This is a genomic window from Ruegeria lacuscaerulensis (genome assembly GCF_013031245.1).
GTDB lineage: Bacteria > Pseudomonadota > Alphaproteobacteria > Rhodobacterales > Rhodobacteraceae > Ruegeria > Ruegeria lacuscaerulensis_C.
Window position 1 is genome coordinate 193322 of record NZ_WPZL01000004.1, and the last position, 17556, is coordinate 210877.

The following is a 17556-nucleotide window of genomic DNA, read 5'->3' on the forward strand; positions in this document are numbered from 1 at the left end:
TGACGGTTACAGCATCAGTCGATGCTGTCGCGGCTGAATAGGTAGATCACGCAGCCGATGGCAAGGGTGACTGCGAAAAAACCGAATATCGCTGTGTAGGGCGCGGTCGGGCTGATGTCCACTGTGGCGGCATGGATGCGGCCAGTCACGAATTGCGCGAGACCGACGCCCCCGATGCCAAAGAGGTTCAGCAGGGTCATGCCGCGTCCGACCAGATGCGACGGCACAAAGGCGCGGCCATGTGCCATGATGACCGGAAAGCTGGCCCCCATGAACCCGATCACCGCCATCAGCACAACCGACAGCCAGACTGCGTTGTCGATCCACAGGCAAAGCAAGATCAGTGCGGTCGTGCCCAGTGCGTTGCCTCCGAAAATCACCCATTTCCGCGTGCCCAGCATCCGGTCGAGCGGGCCGTAAGCAAAGGTCCCTGCAATCATCGCGGCCCCCATGATCAAGGTCCCAGTTCCGATCTGGGTGGTGCTGAGGCTGAATATGTCGCTCAGATACGGCCCGGCCCAAAGACCACGGGTCGCGGCGGACGGAGCATAGGCGACCAACATCAGCGGCAAGATCGCCCACAGGGCTGGTTCTTTCAGCAAATCCAGCACAGACCCTCTGTGCTCGGTCTCAACCCGTTTTGGATCGTGAACGCGGAACCAGATACCCAGCGCGATTGCGGCAGAGAAGACCGCCAGCGTCGCCATCGTGGCCCGCCATCCCATCAGCTCGACCGCCAGCGCCGTGGGGTAGGAGGCCACCAGATTGCCGACCGACCCGACGCCCAGCATGACGGCGGCCAGAGTGGCGAACCGCGCGGGCGGGTATTCGCGTGCGAAGATATAGTACGACGCCATCAGCACCGGAGAGCATCCGACCCCGATAAGCCCCATAGCGATGGCGATGTGAAAGGGCGTGGTGGCCACTGCAAACAGTGTCGCACCACCAGCACCGCCGATCATCAGCAGAACCGCTGCCGTCAGTCGCGGCCCGACCCGGTCTAGCGCCCAGCCTACCGGCAGCTGCATTGCCGCAAAGACCAGAAACCACAAGCCCGAGGCAAAGGCCAAATCTTCGGGCGTGGCGCCAATATCGCGGCCCAGATCGACGCTGAGGACGGCCAAAAAAGCACGAAAGAACTGGCTGAGCACATAGCCCAGACACAAGACCACCAGACCTGCCTTCATGGAACGCCCCTTTTCCCCAATGCGCGGGAAATGCTTGGCACGTGGCAGAGTTCCGCACAAGCGCGTGCGTCGTACTGATTTCACCGGACAGCGATTACATTCGGGCTATCATTGTTGTAACCGACCACCCCGAGGTGACAATGAAAGACGCCCAGGCCGCCTTCTATGACACTCTTCCTTTGTTGCGAGATTTCAACCGTCTGGCTGAACCCGCGCAGTTTACTGCTGTACCTGACGACTGGGCGCTGGGCGTCGCCGACATCGTCGACTCCACAGGTGAGATCGCCAAAGGGCGGTACAAGACAGTCAACATGGTCGGAGCAGCGGTGATTTCAGCCATGATCAACGCGCTGCGGGGCAAGGAATTTCCTTATGTCTTTGGCGGCGACGGGGCCGGATTTGCTATACCGGCAGGTGCCGTCAACACGGCCCGTACCGTTCTGGCCGACCTGCGGCGCTGGGCGGAAGAGGAATTCTCGATCTCGCTGCGTGCGGCCTTGGTACCGGTGTCCGAAATTCGGCTTGCGGGCAAGGACCTGCGAGTGGCACGCTACGCGCCCTCGGACGGGGTGGATTATGCTATGTTTTCGGGAGGCGGGCTGGCCTGGGCCGAGGCGCAGATGAAGGCGGGCCAATTTACCGTAGAGCCCGCCGGTTCAGGTGCGCAACCGGACCTGACAGGACTGTCCTGCCGCTGGTCCAACTGCAGGGCGCGGCATGGTCAGATCGTATCCATTGTGGTGCAGCCGACGCCAAAAGCGACCGAAAGCGATTTTGCCGATCTGGCCCGTTCCGTTCTGTCAGCCTCGGAAGGGTTGGAGCGTGCAGGCCATCCGGTCCCCGTAAACGGCCCTCCGATCAACTGGCCGCCCCCGGATGTCGAACTCGACGCCCGCGTATCGCGGGCCGGGCATAACCTGTTCGTGCGGAAGCTTTCGCTGCTGGGGCAGAACCTGCTGATCGCGCTGTTGTTCATGTCCGGCACGCGACTGGGAAAATTCGAACCCGGGCATTACAAACGCATGGTCAGCCGCAACGCCGATTTCCGTAAATTCGATGATGGGCTGAAGATGACGCTGGATTGTGATCCGGCGACACTGGCGCAGATTCAGATGATGCTGGAACAGGCACGCGGGCAGGGTAAGATCCGTTTTGGTCTGCATGCGCAGGACGAGGCGATGATGACCTGTTTTGTCCCCTCGGCCATGCGCGACGATCACGTGCATTTCGTGGACGGAGCCTCGGGCGGCTACGCACAAGCCGCCGCCTCGATGCAGGGCTGACGCTATTTCGCCTTCCATTTTGATGCCAGCTCTCGCGATGCCTGTGCCAGCAGCATGACGTCGATCCCCACTGCCAGAAACTGCGCGCCCATGTCCAGATAAGCCTGTGATGCTTCGTCGGTGGTGCCCAGAATGCCGGGAGCTTTGCCCGCTGCCTTGATCCGTGCAATCGCGTCGGCAATGGTGGCCCGCACCTCGGGCGCGGCGCTGTTCCCCTGATAGCCCATATCGGTGGACAGGTCGGCCGGGCCAATAAAGACGCCATCGACCCCTTCGACCTTCAGGATATCGTCCAGCGCAGCCATCCCGGCGCGGTTTTCGACCTGCACCAGTAAACAAATCTGCTCATCCGCCGACTGAATGTAATCCGAGACCGATCCGTAAGCTGTCGCCCGTGCTGCACCCGCGCCAACTCCGCGCACCCCTTCGGGCGGATAGCGGCACGCGCGTACCAGTTCCCGCGCCTGTTCGGCACTGTCCACCATCGGCACCAGAACCGTTTGTGCCCCCGCATCCAGAACCATTTTGATCAGGGCCGTCTCGCCAATCGGCACCCGGACAACCGGATGCGACGGGCTGTGTGCCAGCGCCATCAACTGATCCCGGATCGAGCGGATGTCGTTCGGCGCGTGCTCTCCGTCGATCACCAGCCAGTCAAACCCGGCGGTGCCCATGATCTCGGCTGTGACGGCCTCGGCGAAACTGCTCCAACACCCGATCAGCCGGCTGCCGTTTTTCAGGGCCTGTTTGAATTCATTCATGGGTGCGGGCATTGCGGGCCTCCTGGTTCGGTCAATGGGCACCCCAATTCGTGCCAAGCCTTAAAATGAGTCAGGCGCGGCTGTGCGCAGGGTGGAATTTTTGTTTTGCCAGTGACGGGTATTCAACCCGAAAGGTCAACGATCTTTGCAATTTGCGCTGAACCAGAAACAGCATTGACGCTATATAGCGTCAATCAAACAGTCTCTAATAAAAGTTACGAGAGGTTTCAACGAGAAATAGATTGGAAAGTTGCAGTATCACCCGAATTCGGCGAAGATTCCTTATGACTAAATACGTACCTTTGACGTCACGTTCGCTGCCAATTGCGCTGTTGCGGGCACGAGAACGGGTCATGGGGCCCATCCGCAAAATGCTGGCGGATGCCGGGGTGACGGAACAACAATGGCGCGTGCTACGTGTCCTGAACGAAGAAGGTCCGCAAGAGCCAACGCATCTTGCGGATCGGGCTTGCCTGTTGTTGCCCAGCCTCACCCGAATTCTGCAAAAGCTTGAGGCCAAGGGCTTGATCCTGCGGCGTGCCCATCCGTGCGACAAGCGCCGCCAAATAGTGGAAATCACTGCCAAAGGTGAGCGGATCATCCAGGATAATATTCAGATAACGCTCCGACTGGCAGAAGATTTGCGGACCCGATTGGGGCCAGATCGTCATGAGGCCCTGCTGGACCTCTTGAACGATCTGCACGACCTGGAAACGTGACTATCCACACGCAAACCCCGCCGAAGATGTACGAGTCACCTCCGGCGGGGCGGCCAGACATGTACTGGATATTGCGCCTGGCCAAAGGCCGGTCACGCCAAGTATGGTCCGACGGTCCGGCCTGCGCTTCAGAGAACATTCCAGCCCCAAAATTGAGCAGGCATTCAGGCGCAAAGACTTGTTGGGGGTAACATCTTTGGCCTTAGTTCTCCGAAACAGTCGCACCCGGTTTGGCGGAGCAGAACTCCGGCCGCACGAGGTGTCTTATCGTTCAGGCGGACTCTTGGGTATCCGCCGAACGCGTGAGCGGTGACCAGAGCGCATTGCGCCCCAATTGGTCAGGGGCTCATCGCCCTGCACTTTTTGAACGTAGGGCCTCGCAAGCGTATTCCAAGACTTTGCAAAGCAATTGTGAACGAGATGTGATTTGAACACGGTAGGCGCAGCGTTTCAATTTTCTAATGAATTCAATCTGTTTTGCCGATGGTTTCTGAAGGTCCCGCAAGACTTGCGCATGCTCAGAGGCGTCTTGCCCACTGCGCCATCTCTTCTAAGATGCGTCCTGATTGGCGCAAAGGGGTACACGCATGCCGGACAGTTTGTTTTCTCTTCCTGATCCGATTGCCGTTCCAGTTCAGGGACAGCTGTCGGTTTATCCGGTTGGCCGTATTTTCTGCGTTGGGCGCAATTACGCGGCGCACGCGGCCGAGATGGGTCATGAGGTCGACCGTGATGCCCCGTTTTATTTCACGAAATCAGCCCCGAATGCGGTTTTGTCCGGTGCGACCGTGCCTTACCCGCCGGGCACAGAGAATTTCCATTACGAGATGGAACTGGCCGTGGCCGTCGGAAAGCCTGTTTTCCGCGCCGGCAGTGCCGAGGCCAGAGAGGCCGTTTACGCCTATGGTTGCGCGCTGGATATGACCCGCCGGGACCTGCAAATCCGCGAACGTAACAAGCAACGCCCCTGGGATCTGGGTAAGGACCTTGAGAATGGGGTGGTTTTTGCGCCTTTGACCGCTGTCGCGGACTGGTCGCCCAAGGACAACACCCGCATTCATCTGAGCGTGAACGGTGAGATACGCCAGGACGCGACCCTGGAAGAGTTGATCTGGAAGATCGACGAAATCATCAGCCATCTGTCGGGGTATTACCACCTGCGGCCCGGCGACCTGATCCTGACCGGCACACCTGCCGGTGTTGGCCCGGTGCAGGCAGGGGATGTGATCGAGGGTGGAATTGACGGGTTGCAACCGGTTCAGCTGACGCTGTCGGCTGCGGAATAGACCCTATTTAGGGTCTTTTAGCCAGTCAGCTGCGAATTCAACCTTATCAAGGTCGGCGAACCTGCGAACCCGATCCAGTTCCGACTGCAGCCGCCGGGTGCGCGCGTCAGACCATCGCACGGACCGTTCCGGCCACAATGAGTTGACGTGCAGGACGCCACGGTCCCGATGCGCTTTCATGTCGATCCGACCGATCAACCGATCACCTTCCAGCAGCGGGAATACATAATACCCATAGGTACGCTTGGCGGCGGGTACGAAAACTTCGATCCGGTAATGAAACCCGAACAATCTCTCGGCCCGGTTGCGGTCACGCAGCATCGGATCAAAGGGGCTGAGCACTCTGATCCGCCCGGTAGGTGACGGCACAGTGGTCTCAGCAAGGTCGGGGCGGGCAAGCACTTTTCGCACCCGGCCATCTGCGCAGGTAACCTCGATTTCCTGCAAATCGCCCTTTGTCAGAGCCTTTGCAGACCATTCTTTGGCCTCAGCTGTGCTAACTGTGTCCCAAAACGCTGCCAGTTCGCCCGAGGTGGCAAATCCCAGCCGGTCAAGCGCCGCGTTGCACAGCCAATCGACGGTCTGGTCCTCATCACACGACATGTTGCCCGGACACAGATGTGTTTCGATCACCCGTTCGGTCAGATCGTAGCGCTTTTGAAACCCGCTCCGGCCAATGACCGTCAACGCGCCTGAGCGCCATAAAAACTCCAAAGCAGTTTTGGAAGGATGCCAGTCCCACCAACCACCTGAACCTTTCTTTTCGTCCTTGCCAACGTCAGACGATGAAACCGGCCCATGATCGCGAATATGCTGCAGCACGGTCGCAAACTGCTGCTCGAACCCGTCCCGGCGCCAGTTCTTCCAGCGCGATTTCAATAGGTCTGCGTCGCGCTGAAACCGCAAGTGCCAGTGTGGGTAGAACTCCATGGGGATGACGGCGGCGTCATGGGTCCAGTGTTCGAATAACGCCCTGTCACGTTCGTAGAGGCGCTTGAGATTGTTGGCTCGATAGGAAGGCCTGCGTGAAAACAGGATCATGTCATGGGCGCGGGCGACCGTGTTTATGCTGTCCAGCTGAACAAAGCCAAGACGCCGGATAAGATCCAGAAGATCGGCGCCTCTTGCCCCGCCCGAGGGTGGCTCCGCCAAGGCATGGCGGTCCATGAACACTGCACGGGCCGTCTTGTTGTCCAACTGTCGCAGCGCCACCGACTCAGCGCCGTTTTAACGTGTCGCCATAACTGATTTTGGGGGTCAGGGTCACACGGGTGTCGATCTCGGCATTCGGATCGGCCAGTTGCGCGGCGATGATCTCGGCCGCCTTGCGCCCTATTTCAAGCCGACAGGCGTCCATCGTGGCCAGTTTGCGCGGCAGGCCCTGCAGCAACTCGACATTGTTGAAGCCGGCCAGGCCAATCTGCCCTGGAACTTCGATCCCTTGATCCAGCAGATACAATAACCCGCCGGCACCGATCATGTCGTTGGAGTAATACAGGAAATCCAGTTCAGGTGAGCGCTCCAGCATAGTTTGGGTCATTTCGCGCCCTTTGGCCAAAGCGGACCCACCTGAATAGAACTCGCGATCCTCAATCTCAACGCCGTGTTTGCCCAGAACCTCGGTGAAGCCTTCGAACCGTTTGCGGGCGCGGTGGTCCAGAGGCATCTTGGTACCCATGAATCCGATATGTTCATACCCGGCCTTCAGAATCGCCTGCGCCATCTCGCGCCCGGCGCGCCGGTGAGAAATGCCCACCATCGCGTCCACCGGCTTGCCATCTGTGTCCATGATCTCGACCACCGGAATGCCAGACGAATCCAGCATGGCACGGGCGGCTTCGGTATGTTCCAGCCCCGCGATGATCACACCCGACGGCCGCCACGAGAGCATCTCGTACAACACCTTCTCTTCTTTTTCGGGCAGGTAGTCGGTAACGCCGACGACGGGTTGCAACTCGGTGTCTTCCAGCACCTGATTGATGCCGGTCAGTACTTCGGGGAATACCATATTCGACAGCGACGGGATGATCACCGCCACAAGATTTACCCGACTGGAGGCCAGCGCGCCGGCGATTTTGTTGGGCACATATCCCAGCTCTTTCGCTGCTGCGAGAACGCGGGTGCGCGTGGCATCGGAAACATCGCCCCGATTTCTCAGGACCCGGCTGACCGTCATTTCCGATACTCCGGACGCTTCCGAGACATCACGAAGGGTAAGCGGGCGTTTTGTTTCTGTGGTCACGGAGGGCACCTGCGTTGTTATTTTGTCCGATGGTAGCGTGAACAGGACGTATTTTACAACTGTTGTGCAAAGGTCATGACAACCCCGAAAAACCAAGGTACAGAGAGCCTTGCGCGGCCCCGTGGCTCAACTGGATAGAGCAGCCCCCTCCTAAGGGGCAGGTTGCAGGTTCGAATCCTGCCGGGGTCGCCAGACTATTCTAAAAAAGTATGTGCTTTCCATACCTTAGATGCTTCCTGTACCCCGATAGGTGGCACATGTCGAAGAACTGGTTCAGACACGGTCCAATAAGAATGACTATCAAACATGTTGAATGGCGTGGAGGTAGAGCGAACTACCGGCCCAGAATACCAAAGGACTTACAGGTTCACTACGACGGGAAGGAATTTCATTTCGAGTCCCTTGGAACTAAAGACCCAGCAGTAGCGGCTAGAAAAGCGCAGCAGACCACCAAGAGGTTAGACCGAAAATGGAGCCTCTTGAGTTCCAGCGATGGTGGCGAACTTGCTCTTCGTGAGGAAGCGATGGCTATCCTTCAAAAACACGGTTTAAAACCCGGTCAAGCTGCTGAATACGCTAAGTACGATATTGAGCCGGAACGTTTTGTTAATGAGCTTCTCATCGAATCTCTGGATCAGGACGGACAAGCGCTGGGTATTGTAGCAGAACGGCTTCCACCCGGCTTAAGGGTCGGGTATGGGTTTTCGGAATAATTGGTTTTTGGACAAACCTGAAAACTAAAAAAGTTCCTTAGTTTGGGGTTTCAGGTACCGAGGTCCAGCTTGCTTTTTCAGACAGTTAAGACCTGTCAGCACATTGCTGGAGGTGTCACAAGGCTTTGGAGAAGCCAAATCCGCATGCTTCAGTTGGCACTCGCGCTAACCTTTCGTACAACAAACGACTTTGTTTGCGAAGTTGTTTTCAAAAGTTGGGCTAAGGGGTGGGTCGATAAAGCGTCGCTATACTTACTATATTGATAATTAAGTATATTTTTATGAAATTTGGTGCCTCAAGAGGGACTCGAACCCCCGACCTTGTCCTTACGAAGGACCTGCTCTACCAGCTGAGCTATTGAGGCAAGCGAGGGTCCGTTTAAACGGTGATGCTGACGCGCGCAAGCCTCGATACAACGAAATACACGCGGTTGGTTTGGGTGTGGTTCTTAAGAGGTTGTGTGGTTCAGGGTTGATTGGGTCGCCTGACCTTACCTGTAAGTGACACCGTTTCAATAGGTTATGAGTGCTTTCAGAGTCACGACAAATTCGAATTGACGAACGTATTATATTTTAATATTTCATGAAATATGCTAAAAGAAATAACGAACCAACTGGCCATCCTGGGTCACCCGCAGCGCATATCGGTGTTTCGCATGTTAATGCGACGTTTTCCTGACAGTGTCCCGGCAGGAGAACTGGCGGCAGAGCTTGGCATCAAGGCAAGCACCCTGTCGAACTACCTGAAGGCATTGCAACGGGCGGAGCTGGTGAAGCAGGAACGATCCGGCACATCACTGCTCTATTCTATTGAAATGAGGAATGTGCAGCACATGCTTGGCTTTCTGCTGCACGATTGCTGTCGAGGTCGACCTGATATCTGCATGTCCCCAAACCTGGGGGATGAGACAATGACTGACAGGAAATTCAATGTTTTGTTCATCTGCGTGGGCAATTCCGCGCGCTCGATCTTTGCTGAATCCCTGCTGCGCGAGATTGCGGGCGATCGGTTCAATGTCTATTCGGCGGGAACACGGCCGTCCTCCAAACTGAATCCCATTGCCTTGCAGGTTCTGAAAGGCAAGGGCCACGAAACCTCGGTCCTGCGGACCAAGAACATTGCCGAGTTCACCAAACCTGACGCACCCGAACTGGATTTCGTTTTAACCGTCTGCAATCAGGCCGCCAACGAGGAATGCCCGCCATGGGACGGACAGCCGATCAGTGGCCATTGGGGCATGGTTGACCCGGTCAAGGCCGAAGGCACCGATGCCGAGAAAAGCCTGGCCTTCCAAAATACTTACGGTGTGCTCAAACGCAGGGTCGAAGCCTTTGCCTCTCTGCCGGTCGAAAGCCTCGACCTCATTGCGCTGCAATCTGCTGTCGATGACATTGGAAGGACGTCTGTTGAGGGCTTGATATGACGATTTATGCTGTGAACGGTCTGGGCCGGATGGGAAAGCTGGCCCTGAAACCGATGCTGGAAAAGGGCGCAAAGATCGCGTGGATCAACGATGCCGTTGGCGATCCCGAGATGCACGCGCACCTGCTGGAGTTCGACACGGTGCATGGGCGCTGGGATGCCACCTTCGAACATGATGCCAAGAGTGTCACCATCAACGGAACACGCTTGCCCTTCATCGGCAGCAATGATCTGAACGCGTTGCCTCTGGACGGAATTGACGTGGTTATTGATTGCACGGGTATCTTCAAGACCGAAGCGAAGCTGGCCCCCTATTTCGAGGCGGGCGTGAAAAAGGTCGTCGTCTCAGCCCCGGTCAAAGACGGGCCCACCGCCAACATCGTCATGGGCGTGAATGAGGCCACCTATGATCCGGTCACGCATCACATCGTGACGGCGGCCTCCTGTACCACCAATTGTCTGGCGCCGGTGGTCAAGGTGATCCATGAAAACCTCGGAATCCGACACGGATCGATGACCACCATCCACGATGTGACCAATACACAAACCCTCGTGGACCGCCCGGCCAAAGACCTGCGCCGAGCGCGCTCGGCGCTGAATTCGTTGATCCCGACCACAACCGGATCGGCCACAGCGATCACGCTGATATACCCGGAACTCAAGGGACGGCTGAACGGTCATGCCGTGCGGGTGCCGCTGCTGAACGCCTCGCTGACCGATTGCGTTTTTGAGGTGGAGCGCGAAACCACCGTTGAAGAGGTGAACAGTTTCTTTGAGGCTGCCGCCGACGGAGAGCTGAACGGCATTCTAGGCTATGAAACCCGCCCGCTGGTGTCGACGGACTACACCAATGACGAGCGGTCCTCGATCGTCGATGCGCCTTCGACCATGGTGGTGAACGGGACGCAGGTGAAGGTCTACGCGTGGTACGACAATGAAATGGGCTATGCTCACCGTCTGGTCGACGTCGCCCTGATGGTTGGTGCCTCGCTGTGAGCCAAAGGCCAGAGGGACTGTCGGCCTATATCGCGGTCACGGTAGCCTATTGGGCCTTTATGCTGACCGACGGGGCGCTGCGGATGTTGGTGCTGCTGCACTTTCACACGTTGGGCTTTTCGCCGGTGCAGCTGGCATATCTGTTTGTCCTGTACGAAATCGCAGGGATGGTGACGAACCTGACAGCGGGCTGGATTGCGGCGCGGTTCGGGCTGACCTCGACGCTGTATGCCGGGCTGGGGCTGCAGGTCGTTGCGCTGCTGGCACTGACTCAATTAGACCCTAACTGGACGATTGGTGCCTCTGTTGCCTTTGTCATGGCCGTTCAAGGAGCCAGCGGTGTGGCCAAAGATCTGGCCAAGATGTCGTCGAAATCCGCTGTCAAACTGTTGGCACCCACCGAGGCTGGCGGGCTGTTCCGCTGGGTTGCCGTCTTGACCGGTTCCAAGAACGCGGTGAAAGGGCTGGGCTTCCTGCTCGGGGCAGCTCTGCTGGCAACGCTGGGTTTCACATGGGCCGTTCTGATCATGGCGATAGTGCTGGCGGTGATCCTTGTGGCCGTCATCCTGTTCATGCCCCCCGGCCTGCCGAAGGGCCGCAAGGGCGCAAAGTTCTCCGAGGTCTTCTCGAAATCCGCCAACGTGAACTGGCTTTCGGCAGCTAGGGTTTTTCTGTTCGGTGCGCGGGATGTGTGGTTTGTGGTTGGCATCCCGATCTATTTCTACGCCGTGCTGTCGGACGGTACCGAAGATGGCAATCGCGCGGCATTCTTCATGATCGGCACCTTCATGGCCGTCTGGGTGATCCTGTATGGAGCCGTTCAGGCCAGCGCTCCGAGAATCCTGCGGGCCGCGGAACGCACTGAGGGCGACCTGATCCGCGCCGCGCGCAGTTGGGCCGCAGCTCTGTTCTGTGTTCCTGCCGCGCTGACAATTGCAGTTCTGATCTCTTCAGGACCGCAGGCCTGGCTGACCGTCACTTTGGTCCTGGGCTTGCTGGGCTTCGGCGCAATCTTCGCGGTCAATTCCTCGCTACACTCCTACTTGATCCTGGCCTTTACCAAGTCCGAGCGGGTCACAATGGATGTAGGTTTTTATTACATGGCAAACGCGACGGGCCGTCTGGTTGGCACTGTCCTGTCCGGCCTGACCTATCAAGTCGGAGGGCTATCCCTTGTGCTTGGCACAGCCGCGATAATGGTGGCGTTGGCGGCGCTGACATCCGGAAAACTCACCGATCAGACGCATGCGGCATATTCCTGAGCTTCCTCAAAGCTAACAGACCATCGGAAACGCGGTGGCCATGACTGTCGGCAGTAATGATGAAGTTTGTCATGCCAGACAGTAGTCCTACACCGTTACTGGTCTGGCATGCAGGCACATATTGGCCTCGGAATTATGACTGCAGACTCGCAGCTTTATGTGTCCGCGTCGCACTCAGTTGCAAAGGATTGGTGGCTTTGAAGCTGTCTTGCGGCTCTGAAGCGGTCAGCAGTATGCGGTTGCCGAAAGGGCTAATTTCGCTTCAGGCAGGAGCCGGTCCAACCTGTGTCGTTTAGCTGATTTATCCGGTTCGACTCGCCAAAAAGAATAGTGGCGTACAAATTGCTACGCCCAATTGTTTCGTATGATTCCCTTGTCGAAAAATTCAACGGCAGACCCACGATGTTGTCGCTATTCTGACTATTTTTCGACGATGTATCGGCATGCTTCCGAGTAAAGATTTTAGAGAGAAATTTTTAGTAAAATCAAAATTAAACAGTTGATTTAAAACATAATTTTGACAGCTGCCGTGCTCATTCAAGGCCCCGCACTTCTTTAACTCTGATCCAGACTTCTACTGAGATTGGAGAGGATGCGATGTCGGATCTGAGCAGCCACGTTCGAGTGGCGAATAAGTATGTGCTATACTGTCATATGTTTGGATTAGCGCGGCTTTTGCTTTCTGCGCTGGCTGCTGTCCTGCTGATACCAGTAGTTGTTTCGCCATTGTCGGCCGAGGAAGGAAAGCTTTTTATAGTGGGTAATGATCGGGGCGGCTATTTGCATGACCGCCTGATTGAACTTGAGAATCTGCAACGCAACGGGGTCGCGGTTGAAATCCGTGGACGTGTCTGTTTTTCGACCTGCACAATGTTCTTGGGGTTGCCGGGGGCATGTGTAGACCCGGACACAACCTTCGGATTTCACGGGCCTTCCCGAAACGGACGCCGCCTTGCGCAAGCAGATTTCGACTATTTCAGCCAGATAATGGCGGATTATTACCCAGAGCCCCTGAAATCCTGGTTCATGAAGACAGGGCGCACACGCATTTCGGGTGTCTACAAAATAAAGGGCGCCCGGCTTATCCAAATGGGTGTCCCTGCTTGCCAAGCAGCCTGAGCGCCCGCTTGCCCAGATCTGCATCTGAGGGTATCACGCTTTGGTTCGGGGCGGGTGCGTCACAACGCTTTGTCTCAAGGCGCTCATACATGCAGGAGACTAAGCATCATGCTGTCATCCTTATTTCAACGATTTGGGTGGCGCGCGGCGTTTTCTACGCCTACGCCTGAAAGTCCAATATGCGTGATCGGGGATGTGCATGGTTGCATCGTCCAGTTGGAAAAACTCCTACCCAAAATTCCGCAGGATCACCGCGTCGTGCTCGTTGGAGATTACATAGACAGGGGTGAGTACAGCGCCGATGTGTTGCGGCTGATTAGCGAGCATACGGAATTCACATGTCTGAAAGGCAACCACGAAGACATGTTACTGCAATTTCTGGAGGATCCCGAAAAGCACGGGCGCCGTTGGCTGCACTATGGCGGGATGCAAACATTGGCGTCGTTTGGCCTTCGCGGCATCCGCCCGGAGATGAATAGAGACGAATTGCAGGAATGTCGCGACAGGTTGCAGGAGGTGATGGGTGATGCTCTGAACCGTTGGTTGAAAAGTCTGAGAACCCACGAACTTTCTGGTAATGTTCTTGTTGCTCACGCGGGGGCCGATCCGATTATTGCGCCCGGTTTGCAATCCGACAAAGCGCTCATTTGGGGCCATCCCGGGTTCCAAACTGTCGACCGGCGGGATGGTATATGGGTCGTCCACGGACATACGATTGTCACAGAGACGACTGCAAGACGTGGGCGCATTGCCATTGACACCGGGGCTTATGCAACCGGCTTGCTGAGCGCGGTCTGCCTTGACGGAACTGAGCCCAGATTTATTTCGGCACGCTGACATACGCGGGTCCGAAAAATTTGGCACCGCCCGAAGTTGGTATGCGCGGTCATCTTGAGAGAAGCGCCCCCTAATGCTCTCCTGTGACCCTCGAAACAGACCAGGTTAATTGCAGAACTAGAACGCGGTAAGTGGGATATGAGCAAGTTTCCAGCGCGGCCCGATAGCACGAGTGAATGCACCACTTTTGCCGGATTAATCCCGCCCTAGCCTTGCCGCCGTAAATCGCATCTAATAGGACCGTGACAAAAGTAGACGAGATTTCGAGCTTTTCATGTTGATAACACCTGTCCTTCTGTGTGGAGGCTCCGGAACACGCCTGTGGCCGCTGTCCCGAAAAAGCTATCCCAAGCAGTTCGTTCCGCTTGTCGGCGAGGAAACGCTTTTTCAAGCGTCTGCCCGCCGTTTGTCGGGCACAGCCGGTGCTCTTGAGTTTTCTGCCCCGTTGGTTCTAACCAATTCGGACTTCCGTTTTATCGTGGCTGAGCAACTGCAGGCCATCGGGCTTGACCCAGGTACGATTCTGATCGAACCCGAGGGTCGTAACACGGCACCAGCGGTTCTGGCCGCCGCCCTGCACGCGCACGAGCAAGACAAGAATGCAGTGCTTCTGGTCGCGCCGTCCGATCATGTTGTGCCTGACGCGGCGGCGTTTCATGCCGCCGTTGCCCGCGGTCTGGAGGCTGTGGCCCGGGGTCAACTGGTTACGTTTGGGATTACACCGACACACGCGGAAACCGCTTACGGGTATCTTGAACTGGCATCTGCGCCGAACAGCGATGGCGCTGCGGTTCCGTTGAAGCAATTTGTCGAAAAGCCGGATCTGGCTCGCGCGACCGAGATGCTGGCGGCTGGCAACTACAAATGGAATGCCGGGATTTTCCTGTTCCGCGCGTCGGACATTATTGCGGCATTCCGCGTGCACGCTCCCACGTTGATGGCACCGATTGAAGCGGCGGTTGCGACGGCGACGCCGGATTTGGGCTTTTTGCGACTGAACCCTGATCAATGGGGCGAGGCCGAAGATATCTCGATCGACTACGCCGTTATGGAAAAGGCAACCAACCTTTCAGTCGTGCCGTTTGATGCAGCGTGGTCCGATCTGGGTGGCTGGGACGCGGTCTGGCGCGAAGGCAACCCGGATGATCGGGGTGTTGTCACCAGCGGCGGTGCCACCGCGATCGACTGCCAGAATACGCTTTTGCGTTCGGACAGCGAGCGGATGGAAGTTGTAGGTATAGGTCTGGAAAACATCATCGCGGTGGCTATGAATGACGCGGTTCTGATAGCGGATTCATCCAGCGCGCAGGATGTCAAAAAGGCGGTTGCCGAGCTAAAGAAAAAAGGCGCATCTCAGGCCACGACCTTTCCTAAGGACCATCGCCCCTGGGGATGGTTTGAAAGCCTTGTGGTCGGCGACCGGTTCCAGGTGAAACGCATACATGTTCACCCCGGTGCATCCCTGAGCCTGCAAAGCCATTTCCATCGCTCTGAACACTGGATCGTTGTTGAGGGTACCGCCCGTGTGACCATTGACGACCACCAGCAGTTGGTGACGGAAAACCAGTCCGTCTATATCCCGTTGGGTGCCGTCCACCGGATGGAGAACCCCGGCACGGTTCCGATGGTGCTGATCGAGGTGCAGACCGGAACTTATCTGGGTGAGGATGATATCGTCCGCTACGAGGACATATACGCGCGCGGTCAGGGTGCGAAGGGCTGAGCATTGCTCAGCCCATACTTCTCGTTCATGGGGCTGCTGAGGGCGGGTAGCTGAACACAAATTACTGGTCGCTTTGCCAGGTGCCGTCCACAAGGGACCATTCGTTTTGGAAGGCAGGTAGTACACAGGGCGCAACGTTCTGTGGACTTTCGGGTCTTTAAACAAATTTTGGCTAACGTGCCGCTGATCGATACAAACAGCGAGACCTGAACCATGCCGACGAACCCATTCACCAATCGCGTTTCCAGCCTGTCGGGCCCTGCAAGCGACATTGTCCCTGTTACACCTTCGGATACTGCAGATTTGGCCGACGTTGCGATCGGTCTTTATGTCGAAGCCGGTGGCACCCTGGTTGTAACCACGGTTCGGGGCGATACCCGATCTGTCGAGGTTGCCGATTTCTCCATACTGCCGGTCGGTATCTCGCGCGTACATGCTTCCGGCACGTCGGCTGGGGGCATTCATGCCATGGTGCTGGCATAAGGCTGATCCGGGAAATTTTCACGATTCCGAATCAACGACACCGGATGCTCCGCCATGTCTTGTCGCCCGGATTTGAGCGGCAAGTAAGCATGTGATGCTAAACCGGCGTACTCAACAATTGGTCCGGCAATGCCGCCGTCTGAGATAGCACTCCCGTTTCTTTGCGGCTGGAACTTGCCGGGCTCATAACCCGTCAAACTAGGGGCTAATAAATAATAGGGCATGAACCGAAATACGAACCCTCAGTCAGGAAATCGCCGTTACGATGGTCAAAAGAGCAGTCAATCTCTGAAACCGGAAAGCTGCTTAGCTATGATCGAGTATTTTAGGCATGATGATTACTCCCACCCTCCATCTCGGAGGCTCCGGAAACCTACTGGCTTGTAGTTAACGCGGAAGCCGAATTTCCGTATGGCCACATTGGTTACTTTTTGTGTCCTCAAGGCAGCAGGGCGATACCGCACCAGCAATTAGCTGCGGAACCTTGTGGTGCTTAGCCCCCTTTCCGGCGGCCAATCGTGAGTGGGCGATTCGCGCGCCTACCCCGCGCACAGATTGAGGCATTTAACATTGAAACTTCTTCGGCAAACTCACCTTATGGTTGTTCATGAGCGGAACGAAAACCTGCGCGTGCCGGCCACTGAGGCATCTCGTGCAACATTTGTGCATGCGCAGAATTTTTTTCGCGGAATGTTAATTTTTGATCTTATTATTTTTAACTTTAGAGTTTAGTAAAAAACTAATTAATCATCTAAACGATGTATTACCCATTGCACCAATGTTTCGGGATTTCAAATATGCTGGACTTTTCTTCTGCGGCACATTCTCAAGACAGCACGGCTGACCAACCGGCACCGCACACGGTGCCGTCAGGTTTTTATACCGGATTAGGGAAAAGGGTATTTGATCTTCTGCTTGCCTTACTGCTGCTGCCGGTCATTGCGCCGGTCATTTTTATCTTATGGTGCCTTGTACGCAGTGATGGCGGACCCGGCTTTTTCGGACATACACGCATTGGAAAAAATGGTAAACCCTTCAAATGCTGGAAAATTCGCAGCATGGTCGTGAATGCCGAAAGTCGACTTCAGGCATACCTGGACGCCAACCCGGAAGCAGCGGAAGAGTGGGAGCGCGACCATAAACTGACGAACGATCCGCGTATCAATCGGCTTGGACACATTCTTCGCAAGACCAGCCTGGATGAGTTGCCTCAAATTTGGAATGTGCTTAGAGGCGAGATGAGCTTTGTCGGCCCACGTCCCGTGGTTGCAATCGAACTGGTTAAATATGGCAGTTCGGCATCAGCTTATCTTGCTCAGAAACCGGGCATTACCGGGCTGTGGCAGGTCTCGGGCCGCAATGACATCAGCTATAGCGAGCGGGTCGCGATGGATGTCGCCTATCTGGCTCGGCGCAGCTTTCTGAAAGACCTCAAGATCATCTCACTGACGGCTTCGGCGGTGCTTCTGAGAACGGGCCGTTAAGTCCTTTATTCTTGCCCGAGAAGCCTGTAGAGAGCGGC

Annotated in this window: 16 protein-coding genes and 2 tRNA genes; 13 read left to right on the forward strand and 5 right to left on the reverse strand. The window is 56.4% G+C overall.

Annotated elements, in window-relative coordinates:
* Positions 1–14 precede the first annotated feature (14 nt).
* Positions 15–1187: an MFS transporter gene (locus GOX66_RS07390; RefSeq protein WP_170761150.1), complete on the reverse strand. Its 1173-nt coding sequence runs from the start codon at positions 1185–1187 to the stop codon at positions 15–17.
* 140 nt (positions 1188–1327) lie between these two features.
* Between GOX66_RS07390 and GOX66_RS07395 the strand changes: the two genes are divergently transcribed.
* Positions 1328–2470: a DUF3095 domain-containing protein gene (locus tag GOX66_RS07395; protein WP_170761437.1), complete on the forward strand. Its 1143-nt coding sequence runs from the start codon at positions 1328–1330 to the stop codon at positions 2468–2470.
* Between the two features lie 2 nt (positions 2471–2472).
* Here GOX66_RS07395 and GOX66_RS07400 read toward each other — a convergent pair whose 3' ends face one another.
* Positions 2473–3243 carry an HpcH/HpaI aldolase family protein gene (locus GOX66_RS07400; protein WP_170761152.1) on the reverse strand — a complete coding sequence of 257 codons (771 nt, stop codon included), beginning with the start codon at positions 3241–3243 and terminating at the stop codon, positions 2473–2475.
* Between the two features lie 272 nt (positions 3244–3515).
* Here GOX66_RS07400 and hpaR point away from each other — a divergent pair, with 272 nt between their 5' ends.
* On the forward strand, positions 3516–3950 hold the full coding sequence (gene hpaR / locus GOX66_RS07405; RefSeq protein WP_170761154.1) for a homoprotocatechuate degradation operon regulator HpaR: 435 nt from the start codon (positions 3516–3518) through the stop codon (positions 3948–3950).
* 587 nt (positions 3951–4537) lie between these two features.
* Positions 4538–5236, forward strand: a complete 699-nt coding sequence (locus GOX66_RS07410; RefSeq protein WP_170761156.1) for a fumarylacetoacetate hydrolase family protein — start codon at positions 4538–4540, stop codon at positions 5234–5236.
* Between the two features lie 3 nt (positions 5237–5239).
* Here the strand turns inward: GOX66_RS07410 and GOX66_RS07415 are convergent, their stop codons facing one another.
* A complete protein-coding gene (locus GOX66_RS07415; RefSeq protein ID WP_170761158.1) occupies positions 5240–6448 on the reverse strand; it encodes a DNA glycosylase AlkZ-like family protein in 1209 nt (402 codons plus the stop codon).
* A gap of 4 nt (positions 6449–6452) precedes the next feature.
* Complete coding sequence (locus GOX66_RS07420) at positions 6453–7478, reverse strand: substrate-binding domain-containing protein (protein ID WP_170761160.1); 1026 nt, start codon at positions 7476–7478, stop codon at positions 6453–6455.
* Between the two features lie 115 nt (positions 7479–7593).
* On the opposite strand from GOX66_RS07420, the gene GOX66_RS07425 reads away from it, so the two are divergent.
* Both GOX66_RS07425 and GOX66_RS07430 read left to right on the forward strand, forming a co-directional pair.
* Positions 7594–7670, forward strand: a tRNA-Arg gene (locus tag GOX66_RS07425).
* 101 nt (positions 7671–7771) lie between these two features.
* The gene (locus tag GOX66_RS07430) at positions 7772–8191 is read left to right on the forward strand and encodes a DUF6538 domain-containing protein (protein WP_170761162.1); all 420 of its coding nucleotides are present in this window, start codon (positions 7772–7774) and stop codon (positions 8189–8191) included.
* A gap of 289 nt (positions 8192–8480) precedes the next feature.
* On the opposite strand, the gene GOX66_RS07435 is transcribed toward GOX66_RS07430, so the two are convergent.
* Positions 8481–8556, reverse strand: a tRNA-Thr gene (locus GOX66_RS07435).
* A gap of 225 nt (positions 8557–8781) precedes the next feature.
* Between GOX66_RS07435 and GOX66_RS07440 the strand changes: the two genes are divergently transcribed.
* The 8 genes from GOX66_RS07440 to GOX66_RS07475 all read left to right on the forward strand — a co-directional run bounded on the left by GOX66_RS07440 (position 8782) and on the right by GOX66_RS07475 (position 17518).
* The gene (locus tag GOX66_RS07440) at positions 8782–9615 is read left to right on the forward strand and encodes an arsenate reductase/protein-tyrosine-phosphatase family protein (RefSeq protein ID WP_170761164.1); all 834 of its coding nucleotides are present in this window, start codon (positions 8782–8784) and stop codon (positions 9613–9615) included.
* Positions 9612–10610 carry an ArsJ-associated glyceraldehyde-3-phosphate dehydrogenase gene (locus GOX66_RS07445; protein WP_170761166.1) on the forward strand — a complete coding sequence of 333 codons (999 nt, stop codon included), beginning with the start codon at positions 9612–9614 and terminating at the stop codon, positions 10608–10610. The genes GOX66_RS07440 and GOX66_RS07445 overlap by 4 nt, the downstream gene beginning before the upstream one ends.
* Positions 10607–11872: an organoarsenical effux MFS transporter ArsJ gene (gene arsJ / locus GOX66_RS07450; protein WP_170761168.1), complete on the forward strand. Its 1266-nt coding sequence runs from the start codon at positions 10607–10609 to the stop codon at positions 11870–11872. Before GOX66_RS07445 ends, arsJ begins: the two co-directional genes overlap by 4 nt.
* A 597-nt stretch (positions 11873–12469) precedes the next feature.
* The gene (locus GOX66_RS07455) at positions 12470–12991 is read left to right on the forward strand and encodes a hypothetical protein (RefSeq protein WP_170761170.1); all 522 of its coding nucleotides are present in this window, start codon (positions 12470–12472) and stop codon (positions 12989–12991) included.
* Positions 12992–13099: 108 nt separating this feature from the next.
* Positions 13100–13828, forward strand: a complete 729-nt coding sequence (locus GOX66_RS07460; RefSeq protein ID WP_170761172.1) for a metallophosphoesterase family protein — start codon at positions 13100–13102, stop codon at positions 13826–13828.
* 274 nt (positions 13829–14102) lie between these two features.
* Positions 14103–15551, forward strand: a complete 1449-nt coding sequence (locus GOX66_RS07465) for a mannose-1-phosphate guanylyltransferase/mannose-6-phosphate isomerase (RefSeq protein ID WP_170761174.1) — start codon at positions 14103–14105, stop codon at positions 15549–15551.
* A 213-nt stretch (positions 15552–15764) separates the two neighbouring features.
* Positions 15765–16034: a spike base protein, RCAP_Rcc01079 family gene (locus GOX66_RS07470; RefSeq protein ID WP_170761176.1), complete on the forward strand. Its 270-nt coding sequence runs from the start codon at positions 15765–15767 to the stop codon at positions 16032–16034.
* A gap of 797 nt (positions 16035–16831) precedes the next feature.
* A complete protein-coding gene (locus GOX66_RS07475) occupies positions 16832–17518 on the forward strand; it encodes a sugar transferase (RefSeq protein ID WP_170761178.1) in 687 nt (228 codons plus the stop codon).
* The last annotated feature ends 38 nt before the right edge of the window (positions 17519–17556 follow it).